Origin of the sequence: Rhodobacter lacus, assembly GCF_042683065.1 — a bacterium.
GTDB lineage: Bacteria > Pseudomonadota > Alphaproteobacteria > Rhodobacterales > Rhodobacteraceae > Rhodobacter > Rhodobacter lacus.
Genome location: NZ_JBHUIX010000003.1, coordinates 16,232 through 37,775, shown reverse-complemented (window position 1 = coordinate 37,775; position 21,544 = coordinate 16,232). Strand labels below are relative to the sequence as shown.

Below are 21,544 nucleotides of genomic sequence, written 5' to 3'. Positions count from 1 at the left end.
ACGGTTCGGATGGCATCATATCAGGCACGGCAACGCGACCCGCTTCTGGATCAGGACACTCAGGCCGTTCTGGAACGGCGGGGGCGCGAGCTTATGGGCCTCCTCTTTGTGGTGCTGGGTGTGCTGAGCGCGATGATGCTCGCCTCCTATACGCCGGAAGATCCGAGCTGGATGGCCGTCTCCGATGCGCCGGTGCAGAACTGGCTGGGCCGGATCGGTGCGGCCATCGCCTCGCCGCTGGTGGTGATCTGCGGTCGGGGCGGGTGGCTTTTGCCGGTTGCGCTCGTGGTCTGGGGGGGGCGTCACATGCTCCACCGGGGCGCCGAACGCGCCATGGGGCGGATGGTTCTTTTGCCGATCGCCATCGCCGTGGTCGCGGTTTATGCTGCGCTGCTCGTGCCCGGCGCGGGCTGGAAACAGGCCTATGGCCTTGGCGGCAACTTTGGCGACATGATCGCGGGCTCGCTGCTCGGCGTGCTGCCGGTTTCCGGCGCGGTCGGGCTGAAGCTGATGACGGTGGTGATGGCGCTGGCGAGCCTTGCCGCGAGCCTCTTCGTGCTCGGCTTTGACAAAGGCGAATTGCAGGCGATCGCGCGGTTTCTGCGCATCGGGGCGATCACGCTTTACGCCACGGTGATGACGGCTGCGGGCCGAAGCGCTGCGCGCTCCGTCGAGATGGCGCAAGGCGCCGCCGAGGCGCGCCGGACGCGCCGTGCCGCTGCCGCCGAACGGGCCGAACATGAGGCCGCATGGCAGGCGCAACAGGCTTGGGAGCTTGGCCGCCGGGCCGCTGCGGAGGCCTCCGGCATGGCGGCCGCGCCGTCGCGCCCGCTGATGGGCTCGCGCGTGCGCCGTGCGCCCGAGCCGGTCGATCTCGGCTATGACGAAGATTTTTCGCTTGAGCCCGAACTCGTGGAGCCGATGCATGCGCCCGCGTTCTATGCCTCCGAGGCCCCCTCCGAGGACCGGATCAAGGCGCGCATCCAGGAGGCGGTCAAGACCCGCGCCGCGCCGCCTGCGCCGCCCGTGTCGGCGCCGCCGATGGCCGCTCCGGTGCTGCGGGCCGAGCCGGTGTTGAGCGCGCCTGCCCCGGTGGAAAGCCCGCTTCCCGAGCCGGAGCCTGCCCCCGTGCTCTCGACCCCCGCCTCGGTTCTGGCGGCGGTCTCCGCGCGGCTCGCGCGTGGCCCGAAAGTGCCACCCGCCCCGGTGCTGCGCGCAGAGCCGCCGCTGCAAGCGCGCCCGCGCTTCATGCCGGGGGCTGCTCCCGCCGTGCCGCCTGTGCCGCCCGTTGCGGCCCCGCGGGTGATGCAACAGCCCGAACCGATGGCTTTTGCGACCCCCGAGCCCGAGCCCGAGGCCGCCTTCGTCGCGCATCCGGCCGCCGTTGCGCCGGGCCTCGCCCCCGATGAAGAGTGGGAAGGCTTTGCAGATGTCGAGGCGGAGGAAGAGCGCAACGTGTTTGCCGATCTGGGGGATGACGATATCCCGCCGATGCCGCAGGGCGCGCCGATGCTGCGCCCCGCGCTCAACCGCGCCGTCGTGCCTGCCGCGCCCGAGCGCCGCATCGTGGCGCCGCCGCGCAAGTCGCTCGCGCCCTCGAAACAGGCCCTTGCCGAGGCGCAGCCCGCGCTCCGGTTTGACGCGCCGCAGGCCCCTGCCTATGAGGTGCCGCCGCTGAGCCTGCTCACCAACCCGAGCACGATCCAGCGTCATGCGCTGTCCGATGAGGCGCTTGAGGAAAATGCCCGCATGCTCGAAAGCGTGCTGGAGGATTACGGTGTGAAGGGGGAGATCGTCTCTGTTCGCCCCGGCCCCGTTGTCACCATGTATGAGCTGGAACCGGCCCCGGGGCTGAAGGCGTCGCGCGTGATCGGGCTGGCCGATGACATCGCGCGCTCGATGTCGGCGCTGTCGGCCCGCGTGTCGACCGTGCCGGGCCGCTCGGTGATCGGTATCGAACTTCCCAATGCGCATCGCGAAAAGGTGGTTTTGCGCGAGATCCTCTCTGCGCGCGACTTTGGTGACAGCAACATGCGGCTGCCGCTGGCGCTGGGCAAGGATATCGCGGGCGAGGCGGTGGTGGCGAACCTTGCGAAAATGCCCCACCTGCTGATTGCCGGCACCACCGGCTCGGGCAAATCGGTCGCCATCAACACGATGATCCTGAGCCTGCTCTACAAGCTCTCTCCCGAAGAATGCCGGTTGATCATGATCGACCCGAAGATGCTGGAACTCAGCGTCTATGACGGCATTCCGCATCTGCTCTCCCCGGTCGTGACCGACCCGAAAAAGGCCGTCGTCGCGCTCAAATGGGTGGTGGGCGAGATGGAAGAGCGCTACCGGCGCATGTCGAAGATGGGCGTGCGCAACATCGAGGGCTACAATGGCCGCGTGCGCGAGGCGATGGACCGCGGCGAGATGTTCAAGCGCACCGTGCAGACGGGCTTTGACGAGGACAGCGGCGAGCCGGTGTTCGAGACCGAGGAATTCCTGCCCCAGCCCTTCCCCTATATCGTCGTGATCGTCGACGAGATGGCGGACCTGATGATGGTTGCGGGCAAGGAGATCGAGGCCTGCATCCAGCGCCTTGCGCAGATGGCGCGGGCGAGCGGTATCCACCTGATCATGGCCACGCAGCGCCCCTCGGTTGATGTGATCACCGGCACGATCAAGGCGAACTTCCCGACCCGGATCTCGTTCCAGGTGACTTCGAAAATCGACAGCCGCACGATTTTGGGCGAGCAGGGGGCCGAGCAGCTTCTGGGCATGGGCGACATGCTTTACATGGGCGCGGGCTCGCGCATCACCCGCATTCACGGGCCCTTCGTGAGCGACGAGGAAGTGGAAGAGATCGTCAGCCATCTCAAGAGCTTCGGCCCGCCCGAATACATGTCTGGCGTGGTCGAGGGCCCCGATGAGGATGCAGCCTCCGATATCGATGCGGTGCTGGGCCTTGGCGGCAATACCGATGGTGAGGATGCGCTTTACGATCAGGCGGTGGCGATTGTGATCAAGGATCGCAAATGCTCCACCTCCTATATCCAGCGCAAGCTTGGCATCGGCTACAACAAGGCCGCCCGGCTCGTGGAGCAGATGGAGGACCAGGGCGTGGTGACCCCGGCAAACCACGTTGGCAAGCGCGAGATCCTGGTGCCCGAGCAGTGACGCCCGGCGTGAATGTGATCGACGCGCGGTGGAACGTGAGGCGCGCGGGGCTGTTCCCCGCGCCCTCTTGCGCTAGAATAAGCGCATGAAACTTGCACGCCTCGCCCTTGCCCCGATCCTGCTTCTCGCGCTCGCCGCTCCGGCCTTGGCCGAGAAGTTGCCGCTGTCTGAAATTTCCGCCTATCTCAACGGGCTGAAAAGCGCCGAGGCGGAGTTCACCCAGATCAATGCCGATGGCTCCCGTTCGACCGGGCATCTCTACCTGCAGCGGCCCGGCAAGATGCGGTTCGAATATGATCACAACGAGGCGCTGGTGCTGGCCTCGGCGGGCACGGTGGCGATTTTCGATCCGAAATCGAACCAGATGGCGGAGCAATATCCGCTCAAGCGCACGCCGCTGAACCTGATCCTCGCGCCGCGCATTGACCTTGGTCAGGCGCGCATGGTGGTGGGCCATGAGGAGGAAGAGGGCGATACCGCGGTGGTGGCGCAAGACCCCGAGCACCCCGAATATGGCACGATCCGGCTGATCTTTTCGGCCAATCCGCTGCGGCTGGCGCGCTGGGTGATCACGGATGAAAGCGGTGCGCGCACCGCCGTGATCCTGAGCGGGCTGAAACCCGGGGTCACGATCGGCAATTCCAAGTTTTCGATCATGCAGGAAACCCAGCGCCGCAAGCAATAGCCGGGCGGGGCCGCCAAGCGGGGCCTCAGCGTCGGCAGGTGCGCAATTGCTGGCGATACATCTCGGCGCGATCGGCAACCTTGTCGGCGACGGCGAGCAACCAGCCCTTCGCGTTGTAGCTGCCATTCGCGTAGCCGGTGCGCCCCTCGTGATAGGCGAGGTATTGCGCGCGGGCATCCCATTTCGAGATCCCGAGTTTCTCGGTTGATCCGTCCATGTACCAGCCCATGAAATCGGTCGCATCCTGAATTTTAGAGCGGCGCGCGCCATACCGGCGCGTGGCGCGCTGATATTCTTCCCATGTGCCATCAAGCGCCTGGCTGAACCCCTGCGCGGAGCTTTGCCGCCCGATCGGGATCACGCCCAGCGCGTAGCGGTGCGGGGTCTTGGCATTGGCGACGAAGCGCGATTCCTGATGGATCGTCGCCATCTGCACATGAACCGGCACGCCCCAGCGGGCCTCGGTCCGTTTCATCGCGGAATAATAGGCCGGTTTCTCGCGCGCCAGAAGGCAGGCGTTGTCGAGGTTGCGCGGTGCTTTCGACCCGCCACCGCAAGATCCGAGGATCAGCACGGCTGTCAGGATCAGGAATTTCTTCATCGCGATTTTGCCTGTGCGGTTTTGCCGCTTGCCCGGCGGGCGGGCCGGGGGCGGCATCTGGAGACTGCTCTGGCCGTTCCGGCCTTGTTTGAGCACAAGTCTACGAAATTCTGCCGCAGGACGAAAGCAAAACCATTCCTTGAAGGCGGGGCGGGCGTTCACTGTTGGGCGAGATTCGACAATCTGTTTCTCGGGGTGGCCGGGGCAATTGATGGACATCACGCGCGGTAAGGATTATGTAACCAAGCTAGGGGGCCGCCATGCAGACGACACAAGCAAAATATCATATCGGCCAGATCGTCCGGCACAGGAAACATCCGTTTCGCGGTGTCGTCTTTGATGTGGATGCGATGTTTTCCAATTCCGAGGCCTGGTATGAGGCCATCCCGGAGGAAAGCCGTCCCAATCGGGACCAGCCGTTCTATCACTTGCTCGCAGAAAATGACGACAGTTACTATGTTGCCTATGTGTCCGAGCAGAACCTGATGGCGGATCCGTCCGGGGAGCCGGTCGAGCATCCCGACCTTGGCGATCTCTTCGGCGATTTTACCGACGGTCGCTACCCGCTGCAGTTTCAGCTCAACTGACGGGCGCGTCAGCCGATCGGCATGCGGAAGGCCAGCAGATTGCGGCCATTGGCGCGGTGATAGCCCAGATCCTCCACCAGATCGTGAATCAGAAACCAGCCGAACCCGCCCTCGGGCAGGGCCTGGGGCTCCGGGCGCTGGGTGTTGTCGAGCGAGCGCGCAAGGCAGGCGGGCGGCAGTTCCACGCCGTCATCACTGATCGAGCAGCTCAGGCCGCGATGATCGCGCACCAGCGAAAGGGTGATCGTGCCGTGCCCGGTTTCGCCGTAGCCATGCTCGACGATGTTGTTGAGCACTTCGGCCAACACCAGTTCGAGCGTGCCGGCCTCGTCCGGGCTCAGCTGGCGCAGGAAGCGCGCGAGCGCGGTGCGCAGGGCCGTGCGCACGGCAAAGGGCGTCGCCGCGAAGGAATGATGGAAGATCTTCGCCTCGGGGCGGGCCGGGGGTTGATCTGCGCCGCTGCGTTGCGGCTGCGATCCGTCAGCCAGCATGGCGCATCCCCTTGCGCAGGGCGGATTCCACATCGCCATGCAGGGTGAAGACCGAATCCATTCGCGTGAGGCGGAACACACGCTCCACATTCGGCGTCAGCCCCACCAGTTCGAGCGCGCGATCCGGGGCCAGGGCTTTCATGACGGCCACCACGGCGCCGAGCCCCGAACTGTCGAGAAAATCGACACGCGAGAGGTCGAGCAACACCCGTTGGGAGGGCTGCAGGGTGACTTCGCGCATCCGGTCCTTGAACCGGATCGCGATCGCAGCATCAAGCCGCTCTTCGTCCACGGTAACAACAAGGGCGCCAGCCCTGGCTTCCGCATAAAGATTCATCTTGCCTCTCCGGGGCCGAAACGTTTGGTTCAACTTAAAAGCGAAAGCTTACCAATCGGTATCCAGCAGAAAGAATGACGGCCCAGATGTCCGCAGATTATCCGACCCTCGCGCGCACCATCGCTGCCCTGACCGCGGGTGAAACAGACGAAGTGGCCCTGATGGCCACGCTCGCCTGCGAGATCCATCACGCCGATGAACGCTTTGACTGGACGGGTTTTTACCGCGTCACGGAACCGGAGATCCTGAAGATCGGCCCTTATCAGGGCGGGCACGGCTGCCTTGTGATCCCGTTCAGCCGCGGCGTTTGTGGCGCGGCGGCGCGTGCGCGGCGGACCCAGCTTGTCCCCGATGTCGAGGCCTTTGCGGGCCATATCGCCTGCGCCTCCACGACCCGGTCAGAACTGGTGATTCCCGTCTTCGGGGCAGGCGGGCGGCTCATCGGCGTGCTCGATATCGACAGCAATCAGCCCGATGCCTTCACGCAGGAAGATGCGCAGGCGCTTGAAGGGATTCTCCACGCCACCTTTGGCGCGCTCTGAGCCTTGACGCGCCGCCCCCGCCGCGCCATGCGAGGGGGATGACCGAACACGCCTATGCCCCGCCAGAGGAGCCGCCGCGCATCCTTCATGCCGATCACGAGATCCTCGTGGTGGACAAGCAGTCCGGGCTGCTCTCGGTGCCGGGCAAGGGGGCGCACAAGGCCGATTGCCTGATCGCGCGGCTCAGGGGCGCGTTTCCGCAGGTGCTGCTTGTGCATCGGCTCGATGCCGATACCTCGGGCGTGATGGTTTTTGCGCTCACGCCGCATGCGCAGCGCCATCTCGGCCTGCAATTCGAGCATCGGCAAACAAAAAAACACTATCTTGCCCGGCTCTGGGGCCATCTTGAGCCCAAGGAGGGGCAGGTCGATCTGCCGCTTTGCGTCGATTGGCCCAACCGGCCGCGCCAGCATGTGAACCATGAGAATGGCAAGCCCGCGCAGACCGACTGGCGCGTGTTGCGCCATGACGGCGATGGCACAACGCGGGTGCGGCTCACGCCGCTGACCGGGCGCAGCCATCAGTTGCGGGTGCATATGCTGTCGCTCGGCCACCCGATCCTCGGCGATCCGCTTTATGCCGAGGGCGTGGCGCGGGACTATCCGCGGCTGATGCTGCATGCCGAGAGCCTGCGGCTGCGCCACCCCGACGGCGGCAAGCACATGACCTTCACCGCGCCCTGCCCGTTCTGACGGGGGGGCCTTGCCAAAACAAAAGGCGACGGGAGTGAACCGCCGCCCTTGCGTTTTCCGCGTCTTTTTAGTGAGGTATCAGGTTTCCGACGCTTCGGGCGCGGCTTCGCGCGGCTCCCGCGGGGGGCGACCGATCACTTCGCGCAGCGCGTCGAGCTCGATGAAATTGTCGGCCTGACGGCGCAGTTCGTCCGCGATCATCGGCGGTTGCGAGCGGATCGTGGACACCACCGAGACGCGCACGCCCATCCGTTGCAGCGCTTCAACGAGCGGACGGAAATCGCCGTCGCCCGAGAACAGCACCGCATGATCGAGCCGGGGCGCAAGCTCCATCGCATTCACGGCCAGCTCGATGTCCATGTTGCCCTTGACCTTACGCCGGCCCATCGAGTCGGTGTATTCCTTCGCGGGCTTGGTCACCATCGCGTAACCGTTGTAGTGTAGCCAGTCCACGAGCGGGCGGATCGGCGAATATTCTTCGTTTTCGAGCAGCGCCGTGTAGTAGAAAGCCCGAACGAGCTTGCCACGGCGTTCGAATTCTTGCCTGAGCAACTTGTAGTCGATGTCGAACCCGAGCGCCTTTGCGGCGGCATAGAGGTTTGAGCCGTCGATAAAGAGGGCTAGGCGTTCATCCTTGTAAAACATCAATAAGTCCTTTCTATCGGTCCCGCGGCGAGAGGTTGTGAGTGGTTGACGCGGAAAACGATTGACCAAAACGCCATAGAAACCGCCTGAAGGTCCTGCATAGCAATAGCTGAGACGATAAGGTATATGTCCTTATGTATAATTACAACATTATGATCGGTTTAGGGGCGAATCTTGCCGGTCCTGCCGGCGTTCCCGCGCAAGCCCTTGTCGCGGCGCTCAAAATGTTGGTCGATTCTGGGTTTGCGCTCCGGGCGGTAAGTCGATTCTACCGATCCCCCGCCTTTCCTGCGGGCTCCGGGCCTGACTACGTCAATGCTTGCGCATGGCTTGCCGGGGCGGGGCGCCCCGCAGAGATCCTTGCGCAATTGCACAAAGTCGAGGCGGCGCTCGGGCGCGTGCGCACCACCCGCTGGGCGGCGCGCGGCATCGACCTTGATCTCTTGGCGCTGGGCGATGCGGTCTTGCCCGATGCAGAAACGCAGGCCACATGGCGCGCGCTGCCGCTTGAGCGGCAAATGCAGGTTGCCCCCGAGACTCTGATCCTGCCGCATCCGCGCCTTGCAGAGCGGGCATTCGTGCTGGTGCCTCTCGCCGAGATCGCGCCGCGCTGGCGCCATCCGGCCACGGGGCGCACGGTCATGGAGATGCTGGCGGCGCTTGATCGGGCCGAAAAAGCCGCGCTTGAGCCGTTTTTGGCGCCGATGGCGGAGATCGGCGGCTTGTCAAGCGCAGATCAACCGACTAAGTAGGCGGTTCACACCTCCCCGTTCTACTGGAGTTGCCCATGGCCCGCGTGACGGTTGAAGACTGCGTTGACAAGGTTCCGAACCGCTTCGAGCTGGTGATGCTCGCGGCGCATCGTGCCCGTGAAGTGGCTGCCGGCGCGCCGATCACGGTTGACCGTGACAACGACAAGAACCCGGTTGTCGCGCTGCGCGAGATCGCCGAGGAAACTCAGCTTGCTGATGATCTGCGCGAGCGCCTGATCGAGAGCAACCAGACCCAGATCGAAGTCGACGAACCCGAAGAGGATTCGATGGCGATGCTGATGTCGGGCGAGGTTGATCGGCCGAAAGCCGACGACATGGACGAAGAGCGCATGCTGCGCGCCCTGATGGACGCGCAAGGCCGCGACTGAGGCCAGACCGGGGCGCAGGAGGGTAGCGAACGCGGATGATCGACGTCGAAGACCTGATCGCGCTCGTTCGCAACTACAATCCGCGCTGCAACGACGATCTGATTCGCCGTGCCTATGCCTATGGGCTGAAGATGCACGAGGGGCAGTTTCGCCACTCGGGCGAGCCCTATTTTACGCATCCCGTCGCGGTGGCTGCGATCCTGACCGAGCAGCGGCTCGACGATGCGACCATCGTCACCGCGCTTTTGCACGACACGATTGAAGATACCCGCTCGACCTTCACCGAGGTCGAGACGCTGTTTGGCACCGATATCGCCGAACTCGTCGATGGCGTCACCAAGCTGACCAACCTGCAACTGAGCTCGAACGCGACCAAGCAGGCGGAGAACTTCCGCAAGCTTTTCATGGCGATGTCGAAGGATCTGCGGGTGATTCTCGTCAAGCTCGCCGACCGTCTGCACAACATGCGCACGATCCGCTCGATGAAGCCGGAAAAGCAGGCGCAAAAGGCGCGCGAGACGATGGAGATTTATGCGCCGCTTGCGGGCCGGATGGGCATGCAATGGATGCGCGAGGAGCTGGAAGACCTCGCCTTCAAGGTGCTCAACCACGAGGCGCGCACCTCGATCATCCGCCGCTTCGTGTCGCTGCAAAAGGAATCGGGCGATGTGATCTCCAAGATCACCGCCGATATCCGCATTGAGCTGGAAAAGGCGGGCATCGAGGCCGATGTTTTTGGCCGCGCCAAGCGGCCCTATTCGATCTGGCGCAAGATGGAGGAAAAAAGCCTTACCTTCTCAAGGCTTTCCGACATCTACGGTTTCCGCGTCATCACCCGCAACGTGGCCGATTGTTATGCCGTTCTGGGCCTGATCCACCAGCGCTGGCGCTCCGTGCCGGGCCGGTTCAAGGATTACATCAGCCAGCCGAAGTCGAACGGCTACCGCTCGATCCACACCACCGTTTCCGGCCGCGACGGCAAGCGCGTCGAGGTGCAGATCCGCACCCGGCAGATGCATGAAGTGGCCGAGGCAGGGGTGGCCGCGCATTGGTCTTACCGCGATGGCGAGCGCGCGGTGAACCCCTTTGCCGTCGACCCGGCGAAATGGCTGAAATCTCTGACTGAGCGGTTTGGCGAGGGCGATCACGAGGAATTCCTCGAGAACGTCAAGCTCGAGATGTATTCCGATCAGGTGTTCTGCTTCACGCCGAAGGGCGATGTGATCAAGCTGCCCAAGGGCGCAACCCCGATCGACTTTGCCTATGCGATCCACACGCGGATCGGCAATTCCTGCGTCGGCGCCAAGGTGGATGGCATCCGTGTGCCGCTCTGGACCCGGCTGAAAAATGGCCAGTCGGTCGAGGTGATCACCGCCGCCGGGCAACGCCCGCAGCCGACCTGGCTCGACATTGTGGCGACCGGGCGTGCCAAGGCCTCGATCCGCAAGAGCCTGCGCGAGGAAGATCGCACCCGCTTCGTCAAGCTGGGGGCGGAACTTGCCCGCGTTGCCTTTGAGCATGTTGGCCGCAAGGTTTCTGACAAGGCCCTGCGCACCGCGGCGAAAACCATGGGCCTGCCGGATGAAACCGAATTGCTCGCCCGTCTCGGCTCGGCCGAGATCATGGCGCGCGAGGTGGTGGAGACGCTCTACCCCGAGCTTGCCAAGCGCGGCCCCGAGACGATTGAACCGAGCCGCGCGGTGATCGGGCTTGGCGCCGATACAAGCTTCCGCCGCGCCGCCTGTTGCCAGCCGCTGCCGGGGGAGCGCATCGTTGGCATCACCTATCGCGGGCAGGGCGTGGTGATTCATGCCATCGACTGCCCCGCGCTTGAGGAATTCGAGGATCAGCCGGCGCGCTGGGTCGACCTGCACTGGCAGGAGGGGCAGCATCCGCCGGCCTATTCCGTCTCGCTCAAGGTCACGATCTCCAACGATGCCGGCGTGCTTGGCCATATCTGCACCCTGATCGGGGCGCAAAGGGCGAATATTTCCGACCTGAATTTCATCGACCGCAAACCGGACTTTTACTCGCTTGTCGTAGAAGTCGAGTTACGCGACGCGGAACATCTGCACCGTTTGCTGACAGCGCTTGAAGCCGAGACGGATGTGGCGCAGGTGGAACGGTGGCGGGATCTGTCCCGCAAGCCCTGAGGACGGAAGACGGAAGTGGTGTTCAAACGGCGAGACAAGCGGAGCTTTGGCGCCACATTGCGCGATTCGCTCTGGCCGCGGGGCGGCTGGGCGCGCGCGCTGACCTATATCCGGCTGCGCCTGAACCGCCTGCCCGACCCGCCGCACCGGATCGCGCGCGGCGTCTTTGCCGGGATCTTCGTCTCCTTCACCCCGTTTTTTGGCGTGCATCTGGTGGCGGCGGCGCTGCTGGCCAAGCTGATGCGCGGCAATGTGCTCGCCTCGCTCTTTGCCACGCTCGTGGGCAACCCGCTGACCTTTCCGCTGATCGCGCTCACCGCGATCAAGCTCGGTCACTGGATGATGGGCGAGCATTATGACGCGACCCATTCCGAGGGGCTGCTCGACATCTTCGCGCAGGCCTTTGTCGACACCCGTCACAACCTGATCGCCGTCTTCACCGCCGAGCCGACGCAATGGGGCGGCATGAAGGATTTCTTCATCGATATCTTCCTGCCCTATTTCCTGGGCGGGCTGATCCCCGGAACCGTGGCGGGGTTGATCGGCTATTATATCGCGCTGCCGCTGGTGACGGCCTATCAGCATGCCCGCAAGCTGAAGCTGAAGGCGCGGCTGGCGAAGCTGAAGGCCAAGCTGCCGCCGCGCAAGCCTGCGGAGGAGGAGCCCCTTGAGGGGGCGCCAGAGGGCGCCTTGGTGCCGCAAGACCAGATCGAAGAGGCCGCGGCCAAAAACCGTGCCGAGCCGGATCACGAACCGGGCAAGGGCTGAGCGGGCATCTTCCCTCTGCCGCGGGCTTTGGGCATAGTGGCGCCAATCACCCCGGAGGCTTCCATGACCCGCTCGATCCGCCTTGGCGTCAACATTGATCACGTGGCCACGTTGCGCAATGCGCGCGGCACCGCCTATCCGAGCCCGCTGCGCGCCGCGCTTCTGGCGCAGGAGGCGGGCGCGGACGGGATCACCGCGCATCTGCGCGAAGACCGGCGCCACATTCGCGATACCGACATGGCGGAGTTGAAGAAGGGGCTGAAAATTCCGCTCAATTTCGAGATGGCCGCGACCGAGGAGATGCAGCGCATCGCGGTGGCCACCAAGCCCCATGCGATCTGCCTTGTTCCCGAAAAGCGGCAGGAACGCACCACCGAGGGCGGGCTTGATGTTGCGGGCGATCAGGCGCGGCTCACCGCCTATATCACGCCGCTGCGGCAGGCGGGGGCGCGTGTGTCCATGTTCGTGGGCCACCAGACGCGGCAGATCGAGGCCTCGGCGGCGATTGGCGCGGCGGTGGTGGAGCTGCACACCGGGCATTACTGCGATCTGCATTACGCGGGCAAGGTCGCCGAGCGCGATGCCGAGCTTGCCGCCTTGCAAAAAGCCGCGAAGCTTGCCGCGAGCCTCGGGCTGGAGGTGCATGCGGGCCATGGCCTCACCTTCGAGACGGTGGCGCCGATTGCCGCGATCCCGGAGATTGCCGAACTCAACATCGGCCATTCGCTGATTGCCGAGGCCGTGTTCATGGGGCTTGGCGAGGCGATTGCCGAGATGCGGCGGCGGATGGACGCAGCCCGGGCGTGATGGGGCGCGGATGATCCTCGGGATCGGCACCGATCTGGCCAATATCGAGCGCATCGCGGCGACGCTCGCGCGCTTTGGCGACCGCTTCCGCACGCGCGTGTTCACGCCGGTGGAGATCGCCAAGGCAGAGCGGCGCGCCGATACGCCCGGCACTTATGCCAAGCGCTGGGCGGCAAAAGAGGCGTGTTCCAAAGCGCTTGGCACCGGGCTCAGGATGGGCATCGCCTGGAAGGACATGGCGGTGACGAATCTGCCAACCGGCCAGCCGGTGATGGAACTCTCCGGTTGGGCCGCCGAGCGGCTCGCCGAGATGACGCCGCCGGGCCATGAAGCCGTCGTTCATGTCACCCTGACCGACGACCACCCCTGGGCGCAGGCCTTTGTCGTGATCGAGGCGCGCCCGCTTCCCTGACGCCGCTTTCTTGACTTGTGCCCCGGGACGGGCGAAGGAAGGCACAGTTCCAAAAAGAGGCAGAGCATGGCCAGCAAATCCGAAGGCGGCATTGGCGAAACGGTCCGGACCCTGTTCTGGGCGCTCGTCATCGCCGGAATCTTCCGCACCCTCTTCTTCCAGCCGTTCTGGATCCCCTCGGGCTCGATGAAGGACACGCTGCTGATCGGCGATTTCCTGTTCGTCAACAAGATGGCCTATGGCTATTCGCGCTATTCCTGCCCGTTCTCCTCGCCCGGCTTTTCTCCCTGCCCGGTTGACGGGCGGCTGTTTGCCTCCGAGCCCGAGCGCGGCGATGTGGTGGTGTTTCGTCACCCCACCAAGAATGTCGATTTCATCAAGCGGCTGATCGGCCTGCCGGGCGACCGGATCCAGATGGTCCACGGGGTGCTGCAGATCAACGGCCAGCCGGTGAAACTTGAAGATGGTGGCCAGTTCGCCGAGACCTATGCGCCGCAAGGGCCGCAGGGCGGGCTGCCGCGCTGCGCCAACGCGCCGGTGGGCGAAGGCGCCGATTGCATCAAGCCGCGCCAGTTCGAAACGCTGCCCAATGGCGTGCGCCATGACATCCTCAACATCGTCAACGACGGTCCCGCCGATGACACGCCCGTTTTCGTTGTCCCCGAAGGGCAATATTTCATGATGGGCGACAACCGCGACAATTCCGAAGACAGCCGCTTTCCGCAAAGCATCGGCGGTGTTGGCTTCGTGCCGGCAGAAAACCTGATCGGGCGCGCCGACCGGGTGATGTTCTCCTCCGCGGGCAAATCGCTCTTCTACATCTGGACATGGCGGATGGACCGCTTCTTCAAGGCGATCGAATGAAGGTCTCTGCCGAGATCTCAGCCTTCATGGAGCGCCTTGGGCATCGGTTCGAGAGCCCCGAGATCCTCGTGCGGGCGCTCACCCATTCCTCGCTCGGCTCGGCCACGCGGCCTGACAACCAGCGGCTCGAGTTTCTGGGCGACCGGGTGCTGGGGCTTTCGATGGCTGAAGCGCTGTTCCGCGCTGACCGCAGCGCCTCCGAGGGCCTGCTTGCGCCGCGCTTCAATGCGCTCGTGCGCAAGGAGACCTGCGCCGCGGTGGCGCGCGAGGTCGACCTGGGGGCCGTGCTCAAGCTTGGCCGCTCCGAAATGATGTCGGGCGGGCGGCGCAAGGAAGCGCTCTTGGGCGATGCGATGGAAGCGGTGATCGCCGCGGTCTATCTCGATGGCGGGTTCGAAGTGGCGCGGGCGCTGGTGCTCCGGCTCTGGGGCGCGCGGATCGACACGGTCGAACACGATGCCCGCGACTCGAAGACCGCGCTGCAGGAATGGGCGCAGGCGCGCGGCATGAGCCCGCCACGCTATGAGACCCTCAGCCGCGAGGGGCCGGACCATGCGCCCCAGTTCCGCATCGCGGTGGTGCTCGATTCGGGCGAGAGCGCAGAGGCGATCGCCGGCTCCAAGCGCCATGCCGAACAGGCCGCCGCCAAAGCCCTGCTGACCCGGCTCGAAGCCGGTTGAGCGCTGCCCCCTTGCTTCGCGCTGGCCTTGTGGCATGAAATCGACTATCCGGGCGCAAAGTTCAGGAGTCCAGATGACCGAAACCACCCGCGCGGGCTTTGTGGCCCTGATCGGCGAGCCGAATGCCGGCAAATCAACGCTGCTCAACACGATGGTGGGCGCCAAGGTCTCCATCGTCACCCATAAGGTGCAAACCACGCGCGCCCGCATTCGCGGTGTGTGCATGGCGGGGCAAAGCCAGATCGTGTTCGTCGACACCCCCGGCATCTTTCGTCCCCGCCGCCGGCTTGACCGCGCGATGGTGAGCGCGGCTTGGGGCGGGGCGGCGGATGCCGATATCATCGTGCTTTTGATCGAGGCGCATCGCGGCCTCACCGACGGGGTGCAGGCGATCCTTGAGGCGCTCAAGGCGCGCGAGGGCACGCAGCCCGTCGCGCTCGCGATCAACAAGATCGACAAGGTGAAGGCCGAGCGGCTTCTGGAGCTGGCCCAGAAGGCCAATGCCGAATACCCGTTCGTGAAAACCTTCATGATTTCCGCCGAGCGTGGCCATGGTGTGGATGACCTGCGCGGCTGGCTCGCCGGGGAGCTTCCCGTCGGCCCGTGGTATTACCCGGAAGACCAGATCGCCGATCTGCCGATGCGGATGATCGCCGCCGAGGTCACGCGCGAAAAGCTGACGCTGCGGCTGCATGAAGAGCTGCCCTATCAGCTCACCGTCGAGACCGAGCGCTGGGAGGACCGCCCCGATGGCTCGGCGCGCATCGACCAGATCATCTACGTCAGCCGCGACGGTCACAAGGGCATCGTGCTGGGCAAGGGCGGCGAGACGATCAAGGCGATTTCCACCGCCGCGCGTCACGATCTGACCGAGTTCATGGGCCGCCCGGTGCATCTCTTTTTGCAGGTGAAGGTGCGCGAGAACTGGCAGGAAGAGGCCGAGCGCTATTCGGAGATGGGGCTCGACTTCAAGGACGGCAATTCCGCATGACCCCCCGTCTGCGCGCCGAGCTTTGGGTGCGGGCCTATCTCAAGCGGTTGGAGCTGAACAATATCCCCGCCTATATCGCGGCGAAGGGGCAGCCCGATTCGGGTGCGGTCATGGTCAAATGTGCCACCATGGACGGGCAGGCGAAGCTTTACACCCGCCGCTTTGATCTGATGACCGACAGCGAGACCTGGACCGTGCTCACCGAGGGGGCCGAGCGCGATGTCGATGACAGCATCCGCAAGCAGCGCAGCTTTGACCCCGACCTCTGGGTGATCGAGCTTGAAGCCCGCCATGGCCGCACGCTGCTTGATGAAGACGGCCTGAAAGACTGACTTTCCCCTTCGACTTTGTGCAAATATCCTCGGGGGGTCCGGGGGGCAGACAGCCCCCCGGCTTTCGGCGAGACAGATGGACTGGCAAGACCAAGGCACGATCCTTTCCACCCGCACGCAGGGCGAGAGTTCCGCGATCATCGAGGTGTTCACCGCCGCGCATGGCCGCCACCTTGGGGTGGTGCGGGGCGGTGCCTCGCGCAAGATGGCGGCGACGCTGATGCCCGGCAGCCATGTGGCGCTTGGCTGGCGGGCGCGGCTCGAAGATCACCTCGGCAGCTTCACCGTCGAGCCTGTCGCCTCGCGCGCGGGCGCGCTTTCAGACCGGCTCGCGCTGATGGGGCTCAATGCGGTCTGCGCGCTGTTGAGCTTTTGTCTGGCCGAGCGCGACCCGCATCCAAGGCTTTATGCGGCAACCGAGCCGCTTTTTGGCGTGATCGGAGAGGCCGCCGAGGGCTGGGTCGTCGATTACCTGCATTGGGAAATGGCGCTGTTGGAAGAGCTGGGCTCGGGACTCGATCTGAGCCGCTGCGCCGTCACCGGCACGCGCGACGACCTCGCCTTTGTCTCGCCCCGCTCGGGCCGCGCGGTGAGCCGGGCGGGCGCGGGAGACTGGGCGCCGCGGCTCTTGCCCCTGCCTTTGTGCCTTTTGGGGCAAGGCCCGGCAACCTGGGGCGAAATCGGGCAGGGGCTCGATCTCACCGGCCATTTTCTCGCCCGCTTCGCGGCGGATCATGGCCGCAAGCCGCTGCCCGAAGCGCGCAACCGGCTGATGGCCGCCATTGCCCGTCAGGGCTGAGGCCGCTCGTCCAGCACCAATTGCAAGAGCGCCAGATCGAGCCAGCGGCCGAATTTTTGCCCGACCTGCGGCATCACCCCCACCTGCGCGAAACCAAGCCTTTCATGAAGGCGCATCGACGGGGCGTTGGAGGCATCAATTGCGGCCACCATCACATGCACCCCCGCGCCGCGCGCATGGGCGATCAGCGCCGCCATCAGCGCGGCTCCGCGCCCCGCCCCGCGCGCCTCCGCGGCCAGATAGACCGAATGCTCAACCGTCGCGCAAAAGCCGTCCTGCGGGCGAAACGGCCCGTAAGTGGCGTAGCCCAGAACCGCGCCTGCCGCCTCGAACACCAAAACCGGCAGGCCCGATGCGGCGCGCGCGGCGATCCAGTCCGCGCGATCGGCGGCGTCGACCTCGGTGGTGTTCCAGATCGCGGTCGTCTCGCGCACCGCAGCATTGTAGATCGCGGCAATGGCGGCGGCATCAAGGGGGGTGGCGGGTCTGATCATCGGGGGCTCCTTTGGCGCCAGATTGCCCGATGCCCCACTGCGCGCAATGCAAAACGGGGCCGCAAACGGCCCCGCCTGACACCTTTCAGCCCGTTCAGCCGAGCAGACGGCGCGCGATCACCTGCGCTTGAATCTCTGCCGCGCCCTCGAAGATATTGAGGATGCGCGCATCGCACAAAATGCGCGAGATCGTGTATTCGAGCGCAAAACCATTGCCGCCGTGGATCTGCAGCGCATTGTCCGAGGCCGCCCAGGCGACGCGGGCGCCCAAGAGCTTCGCCATCCCCGCCTCCACGTCGCAGCGGTGGCCGTGGTCCTTCTCCCAGGCGGAGAAATAGGTGAGCTGGCGCGCGATCATGATCTCCACCGCCATCATCGCGAGCTTGCCCGCGACGCGCGGAAACTCGATCAGCGACTTGCCGAACTGCTTGCGGTCGATCGCGTAGCGCATGCCGATCTCGCAGGCAGCCTGCGCCACACCCACGGCGCGCGCCGCGGTTTGAATGCGCGCGGATTCAAAGGTTTCCATCAGCTGCTTGAAGCCCTTGCCGGTCTCGCCGCCAAGCAGGTTCTCGCCCTTCACCCGGAAGCCGTCAAAGCCGAGCTCGTATTCCTTCATGCCGCGGTAGCCCAGCACCTCGATCTCGCCGCCGGTCATGCCCGGCGTCGGGAAGGGATTGTCGTCGGTGCCGGGGGTCTTTTCGGCGAGGAACATGGAAAGGCCGCGCCAGTCGGTCGTGTCCGGCTCGGTCCGGGCCAAAAGCGTCATCACATGGGTGCGCTGGGCGTGGGTGATCCAGGTCTTGTTGCCGGTGATCACCCAATCCGCGCCGTCTTTCACCGCGCGGGTGCGCAGCGAGCCCAGATCCGAGCCGGTGTTCGGTTCGGTGAAGACGGCGGTGGACAGGATCTCGCCCGAGGCAAGCCCCGGCAGCCACTTTTGCTTTTGCTCTTCGGTGCCGCCGCAGATGATCAGCTCGGCGGCAATTTCGGAGCGCGTGCCAAGCGAGCCAACGCCGATATAACCGCGTGACAGCTCTTCGGTCACAACGACCATCGAGGCTTTCGAAAGTCCGAGCCCGCCATATTCTTCCGGGATCGTCAGGCCGAACACACCAAGCTCCGCCAGCTCCTCGATGATCTCCATCGGGATCAGCTCATCCTTCAGGTGCCATTCATGCGCATTCGGGATCACCCGTTCCTCGGCATAGCGGTGGAACTGGTCGCGGATCATCTCAAGCTCTTCTTCAAGCCCGGAGGCGCCAAAGAGGGCGCGGCCGTGGTTCTCCTGCATCAGCGCGACGAGCGCCTTGCGCGCGGCGGGCGTGTTGCCCTCGGCCATCAGCTGGCGGGCCGCTTCCGACGGGGCCCAGCTCACGCCGAGGTCGGAGAGGCGCGCGGTTTCGCCCTGGCTCATCGGGATGCCGCCGGCGATCTGGTTGAGGTATTCGCCAAAGCCGATCTGCAGGATCAGCTTTTCCATCTCGCCGAACTGGCCGGCTTCGGCCACCCGCGTGGCCCAGCCGTTGAGCTGAATGAGCGACTGGTTATAGGTGGCGAGCCAGGCAAGCGCATGAGCGGCGAATTGATCCTCTTCAAGCGCTGCATTCGATACTTTGCCGCCACGGCTCACCTTTTCCTTGAGCCCGGCTGTGGCCTCGGCGGTGAGCGCGGCAATCTCGGGGAGCGCCGCGCCGGTGAGGGCAAGCAGGTCGGCAGAGAGGATCGTATCTTTCATGTCAGCCCCATGGCGCCCGGATTCGGCGCGGTTGTTGCGGTTGCAGTGTGCTTAGGCATTTTGCAGTTGCAGCGCAATAAAAATTCGCAGGAGATGATAAATGTGTTCTAATGTGTCGCGCGCAAAAGTGTATGTCCCATCCGCCGCCGTGCCGGTAGCGTTGCAAGCGCCCGCCCGCAGGGCTAAGCCTTGGCAAAAGAGGACTTGCCCATGACCACCGATGCCGTCGCGCTGAGCGCCGATCTGATCCGCTGCCCGTCTGTCACCCCCACGGAGGGCGGCGCGCTCCTCTTGCTGGAACGCGTGCTGAGCGCGGCGGGGTTCGCCTGCACCCGGGTTGACCGCGGCGGCGTGCCCAACCTGTTTGCGCGCTGGGGCGAGAAGGGGGGCAAGACCTTCGGCTTCAACGGCCATACCGATGTGGTGCCGGTGGGGGATGCGGCGGCCTGGACCCATGACCCGTTCGGTGGCGAGATCCTCGACGGCGTGCTGTGGGGCCGCGGCGCCACCGATATGAAAACGGGTGTGGCGGCCTTTGTTGCGGCGGCGGTGGATTTTGTCCGCGCAACGCCGCCCGGCGGCGCGATCGTGCTTGCCATCACCGGCGACGAGGAGGGGCCGGGCAAGGATGGCACGCGCGCACTTCTGGACTGGATGACGGCGGAAGGCGAGGCGATGTCGGTTTGCCTTGTGGGCGAGCCGACCTGCCCCGATCATCTCGGTCAGATGATGAAGATCGGCCGGCGTGGCTCGATGACCTTTTATATCGAGGCCGAGGGGGTGCAGGGGCACTCCGCCTATCCGCATCGGGCGCGCAATCCGCTCCACGCGCTGGTGGCCTTGCTGCACCGGATGACGGCGCAACCGCTTGACCGGGGCACCCAGCATTTCGAGCCCTCGACGCTGCAGATCACCACCATCGACTGCGGCAACCCGGCGAACAACGTGATCCCGGCAAAGGCGCGCGCGACGGTGAACATCCGGTTCAACGATGCCCATACCTCGGACACGATCACCCATTGGGCCGAGCGGCTCTGTGCCGAAGTGACCGGGCAGACCGGCGTGACCTTTGCGCTCACGACCGAAGTTTCCGGCGAAAGCTTCCTGACCCCGCCGGGCGCCTTTGTCTCGCTGGTGAGCCGCGCCATCGTGAGCGAGACGGGGGTGGTGCCCGAGCTTTCCACCACCGGCGGCACCTCGGATGCCCGCTTCATCAAGGATCATTGCCCGGTTCTGGAATTCGGCCTTGTCGGCAAGACCATGCATCAGGTCGACGAGCGGATCGACGTGGCCCAGATCGAAGGGCTCAAACGCATCTACACGCGCATCTTGCGGGATTATTTCGCATGATCATCCTTGAGACGACAGATCTGACCGCGCCCCATGCGCTGCGCCGCGCGGTGTTCATTGAAGAGCAGGGCGTGCCCGAGGCCGAGGAATGGGATGACCGCGACGGCGAGGCGGTGCATCTGCTCGCGCTTGAGGGCGAGACCGCGCTCGGCACGGCGCGGCTGTTCGCGACGGGCGCTCTGGGCAAGATCGGCCGGGTCTGCGTGGCCAAAAGCGCGCGCGGCACCGGGCTTGGCCGGGCGCTGATCCTTGAGGGCTGCGCGCGGCTCAAGGCGCGCGGCTGCACCCGCGTGCAGTTGAGCGCGCAGGTGCAGGCAACGGGGTTTTACGAGGGGCTCGGCTTCACCGCCTTTGGCCCGGTCTATGACGATGCGGGGATTCCGCATCGCGACATGGAACGGGCGCTTTAACCGCGCAGGTTCAGCGTTTCGGCGCGCAGATCGGCAAGGAACTGACGCGGATGCTTGAGCGCTGCGGCAATCTCCTCGGCCGATTTCGCCGGGCCGATCACCGGGCTTTGCGGCTTGTTGAGCGCGCGGCGGATCTCGTAGAGCAGCAAGCCTTGCCGCAGCGTGGCAGAGAGCTTGTTGGCGATCTGGTAGGCCTGCGAGTTGCGGCCCGGAAAATAGATCGGCAGCACCGCCGCGCCGGAACGCGCCAGCATCTTTGCCGTGAACGGGTTCCATTCGCCTTCGATCGGCGTGCCGAAGTAGGTTTCCGAATGCGCCACGGCGCCCGCCGGAAACAGCACGATCACACCGCCCGCCTTGAGCGTGGCCATGCATTCGGCGCGCATCTTCAGGCTGTCTTCCTGCGCGTTGGGCTCATGCGGGAAGGGCACCGGCAGCATGAACTGCGCAATCTCGGGGATGCCGGTCAGAAGCGAGCGGGTGAGGATCTTGTAATCGGTCCGCACCTGCCCGATCAGATAGGCGAGCACCATGCCGTCCACGAGGCCGTGCGGGTGGTTCGCCACCACGACAAGCGGGCCGGTTTTGGGAATGCGTGCGATCTGCTCGGGCGGCGTGGTGACCTTGATCCCCATGATGTCGAGCGCCTGCGGCCAGAACGGCTGGCCGAACGGTGCACCGCGGCGCTCGAACTTGCGGATCAGCCGCAGAAGCTTCCACTTCGCGGTGAGCCATTCGATCGTGCGGATCGTGTTTGCCTTCCACGGATTGGTGAAAGTCCCCGCATAGGAAAGCCGTCCCTTGTCATAGGGTTTCGGCTCCTCTGCCTGCGCGATAGGGCGCCCCTCTACGTTCACTCC

At 65.0% G+C, this 21,544-nt stretch carries 25 protein-coding genes; 18 read left to right on the top strand and 7 right to left on the bottom strand.

Features of this window, described 5'->3' with window-relative positions:
- Positions 1 to 9 precede the first annotated feature (9 nt).
- Positions 10 to 3,165 carry a DNA translocase FtsK gene (locus tag ACFSM0_RS01845; protein ID WP_377386301.1) on the top strand — a complete coding sequence of 1,052 codons (3,156 nt, stop codon included), beginning with the start codon at positions 10 to 12 and terminating at the stop codon, positions 3,163 to 3,165.
- Positions 3,166 to 3,250: 85 nt separating this feature from the next.
- Complete coding sequence (locus tag ACFSM0_RS01840) at positions 3,251 to 3,850, top strand: LolA family protein (RefSeq protein WP_377386298.1); 600 nt, start codon at positions 3,251 to 3,253, stop codon at positions 3,848 to 3,850.
- 25 nt (positions 3,851 to 3,875) lie between these two features.
- On the opposite strand, the gene ACFSM0_RS01835 is transcribed toward ACFSM0_RS01840, so the two are convergent.
- Positions 3,876 to 4,451: a transglycosylase SLT domain-containing protein gene (locus tag ACFSM0_RS01835; RefSeq protein WP_377387157.1), complete on the bottom strand. Its 576-nt coding sequence runs from the start codon at positions 4,449 to 4,451 to the stop codon at positions 3,876 to 3,878.
- A 260-nt stretch (positions 4,452 to 4,711) separates the two neighbouring features.
- Between ACFSM0_RS01835 and hspQ the strand changes: the two genes are divergently transcribed.
- Positions 4,712 to 5,038: a heat shock protein HspQ gene (gene hspQ, locus ACFSM0_RS01830; RefSeq protein ID WP_377386295.1), complete on the top strand. Its 327-nt coding sequence runs from the start codon at positions 4,712 to 4,714 to the stop codon at positions 5,036 to 5,038.
- Positions 5,039 to 5,046: 8 nt separating this feature from the next.
- Here the strand turns inward: hspQ and ACFSM0_RS01825 are convergent, their stop codons facing one another.
- Together ACFSM0_RS01825 and ACFSM0_RS01820 are read right to left on the bottom strand one after the other, a co-directional pair.
- Positions 5,047 to 5,529: an ATP-binding protein gene (locus ACFSM0_RS01825; RefSeq protein ID WP_377386292.1), complete on the bottom strand. Its 483-nt coding sequence runs from the start codon at positions 5,527 to 5,529 to the stop codon at positions 5,047 to 5,049.
- The gene (locus ACFSM0_RS01820; protein ID WP_377386288.1) at positions 5,519 to 5,866 is read right to left on the bottom strand and encodes an STAS domain-containing protein; all 348 of its coding nucleotides are present in this window, start codon (positions 5,864 to 5,866) and stop codon (positions 5,519 to 5,521) included. The genes ACFSM0_RS01825 and ACFSM0_RS01820 overlap by 11 nt, the downstream gene beginning before the upstream one ends.
- An 86-nt stretch (positions 5,867 to 5,952) precedes the next feature.
- Between ACFSM0_RS01820 and ACFSM0_RS01815 the strand changes: the two genes are divergently transcribed.
- Together ACFSM0_RS01815 and ACFSM0_RS01810 are read left to right on the top strand one after the other, a co-directional pair.
- The gene (locus tag ACFSM0_RS01815) at positions 5,953 to 6,408 is read left to right on the top strand and encodes a GAF domain-containing protein (protein WP_377386285.1); all 456 of its coding nucleotides are present in this window, start codon (positions 5,953 to 5,955) and stop codon (positions 6,406 to 6,408) included.
- 38 nt (positions 6,409 to 6,446) lie between these two features.
- A complete protein-coding gene (locus tag ACFSM0_RS01810) occupies positions 6,447 to 7,100 on the top strand; it encodes a pseudouridine synthase (protein ID WP_377386282.1) in 654 nt (217 codons plus the stop codon).
- 78 nt (positions 7,101 to 7,178) lie between these two features.
- On the opposite strand, the gene ACFSM0_RS01805 is transcribed toward ACFSM0_RS01810, so the two are convergent.
- Positions 7,179 to 7,745 (bottom strand): LabA-like NYN domain-containing protein, encoded by a 567-nt coding sequence (locus ACFSM0_RS01805; RefSeq protein WP_377386278.1) that lies wholly within the window; start codon positions 7,743 to 7,745, stop codon positions 7,179 to 7,181.
- A 134-nt stretch (positions 7,746 to 7,879) separates the two neighbouring features.
- Here ACFSM0_RS01805 and folK point away from each other — a divergent pair, with 134 nt between their 5' ends.
- The 11 genes from folK (at position 7,880) to recO (ending at position 16,692) form a co-directional block, all read left to right on the top strand.
- Entirely contained in the window at positions 7,880 to 8,497 is a 618-nt protein-coding gene (gene folK / locus ACFSM0_RS01800; protein ID WP_377386275.1) for a 2-amino-4-hydroxy-6-hydroxymethyldihydropteridine diphosphokinase, read from the top strand.
- A 35-nt stretch (positions 8,498 to 8,532) separates the two neighbouring features.
- The gene (gene rpoZ, locus ACFSM0_RS01795) at positions 8,533 to 8,886 is read left to right on the top strand and encodes a DNA-directed RNA polymerase subunit omega (RefSeq protein ID WP_377386272.1); all 354 of its coding nucleotides are present in this window, start codon (positions 8,533 to 8,535) and stop codon (positions 8,884 to 8,886) included.
- A gap of 35 nt (positions 8,887 to 8,921) precedes the next feature.
- Complete coding sequence (locus ACFSM0_RS01790; RefSeq protein WP_377386269.1) at positions 8,922 to 11,039, top strand: RelA/SpoT family protein; 2,118 nt, start codon at positions 8,922 to 8,924, stop codon at positions 11,037 to 11,039.
- Positions 11,040 to 11,057: 18 nt separating this feature from the next.
- Entirely contained in the window at positions 11,058 to 11,807 is a 750-nt protein-coding gene (locus ACFSM0_RS01785) for a DUF2062 domain-containing protein (RefSeq protein WP_377386265.1), read from the top strand.
- A 63-nt stretch (positions 11,808 to 11,870) separates the two neighbouring features.
- Positions 11,871 to 12,614 (top strand): pyridoxine 5'-phosphate synthase, encoded by a 744-nt coding sequence (locus tag ACFSM0_RS01780; protein WP_377386262.1) that lies wholly within the window; start codon positions 11,871 to 11,873, stop codon positions 12,612 to 12,614.
- Positions 12,615 to 12,624: 10 nt separating this feature from the next.
- Positions 12,625 to 13,026, top strand: coding sequence for a holo-ACP synthase (acpS, locus tag ACFSM0_RS01775; RefSeq protein WP_377386259.1), 402 nt, complete (start codon positions 12,625 to 12,627; stop codon positions 13,024 to 13,026).
- A 66-nt stretch (positions 13,027 to 13,092) separates the two neighbouring features.
- Entirely contained in the window at positions 13,093 to 13,890 is a 798-nt protein-coding gene (lepB, locus tag ACFSM0_RS01770) for a signal peptidase I (protein WP_377386256.1), read from the top strand.
- Complete coding sequence (gene rnc / locus ACFSM0_RS01765; RefSeq protein ID WP_377386249.1) at positions 13,887 to 14,570, top strand: ribonuclease III; 684 nt, start codon at positions 13,887 to 13,889, stop codon at positions 14,568 to 14,570. Before lepB ends, rnc begins: the two co-directional genes overlap by 4 nt.
- 73 nt (positions 14,571 to 14,643) lie before the next feature.
- On the top strand, positions 14,644 to 15,561 hold the full coding sequence (gene era, locus ACFSM0_RS01760; protein WP_377386246.1) for a GTPase Era: 918 nt from the start codon (positions 14,644 to 14,646) through the stop codon (positions 15,559 to 15,561).
- A complete protein-coding gene (locus tag ACFSM0_RS01755; RefSeq protein WP_377386243.1) occupies positions 15,558 to 15,893 on the top strand; it encodes a DUF1491 family protein in 336 nt (111 codons plus the stop codon). The genes era and ACFSM0_RS01755 overlap by 4 nt, the downstream gene beginning before the upstream one ends.
- A gap of 76 nt (positions 15,894 to 15,969) precedes the next feature.
- Entirely contained in the window at positions 15,970 to 16,692 is a 723-nt protein-coding gene (recO, locus tag ACFSM0_RS01750; protein ID WP_377386240.1) for a DNA repair protein RecO, read from the top strand.
- Here the strand turns inward: recO and ACFSM0_RS01745 are convergent.
- Both ACFSM0_RS01745 and ACFSM0_RS01740 read right to left on the bottom strand, forming a co-directional pair.
- A complete protein-coding gene (locus tag ACFSM0_RS01745; protein WP_377386237.1) occupies positions 16,683 to 17,186 on the bottom strand; it encodes a GNAT family N-acetyltransferase in 504 nt (167 codons plus the stop codon). The genes recO and ACFSM0_RS01745 overlap by 10 nt on opposite strands.
- A 94-nt stretch (positions 17,187 to 17,280) precedes the next feature.
- The gene (locus ACFSM0_RS01740; RefSeq protein WP_377386235.1) at positions 17,281 to 18,924 is read right to left on the bottom strand and encodes an acyl-CoA dehydrogenase family protein; all 1,644 of its coding nucleotides are present in this window, start codon (positions 18,922 to 18,924) and stop codon (positions 17,281 to 17,283) included.
- Positions 18,925 to 19,134: 210 nt separating this feature from the next.
- Between ACFSM0_RS01740 and dapE the strand changes: the two genes are divergently transcribed.
- Entirely contained in the window at positions 19,135 to 20,274 is a 1,140-nt protein-coding gene (gene dapE / locus ACFSM0_RS01735; RefSeq protein WP_377386232.1) for a succinyl-diaminopimelate desuccinylase, read from the top strand.
- On the top strand, positions 20,271 to 20,684 hold the full coding sequence (locus ACFSM0_RS01730) for a GNAT family N-acetyltransferase (protein ID WP_377386229.1): 414 nt from the start codon (positions 20,271 to 20,273) through the stop codon (positions 20,682 to 20,684). The genes dapE and ACFSM0_RS01730 overlap by 4 nt, the downstream gene beginning before the upstream one ends.
- Here ACFSM0_RS01730 and ACFSM0_RS01725 read toward each other — a convergent pair.
- The gene (locus ACFSM0_RS01725) at positions 20,681 to 21,541 is read right to left on the bottom strand and encodes a lysophospholipid acyltransferase family protein (RefSeq protein ID WP_377386226.1); all 861 of its coding nucleotides are present in this window, start codon (positions 21,539 to 21,541) and stop codon (positions 20,681 to 20,683) included. The two genes, ACFSM0_RS01730 and ACFSM0_RS01725, sit on opposite strands and share 4 nt — an antisense overlap.
- Positions 21,542 to 21,544: the final 3 nt, after the last annotated feature.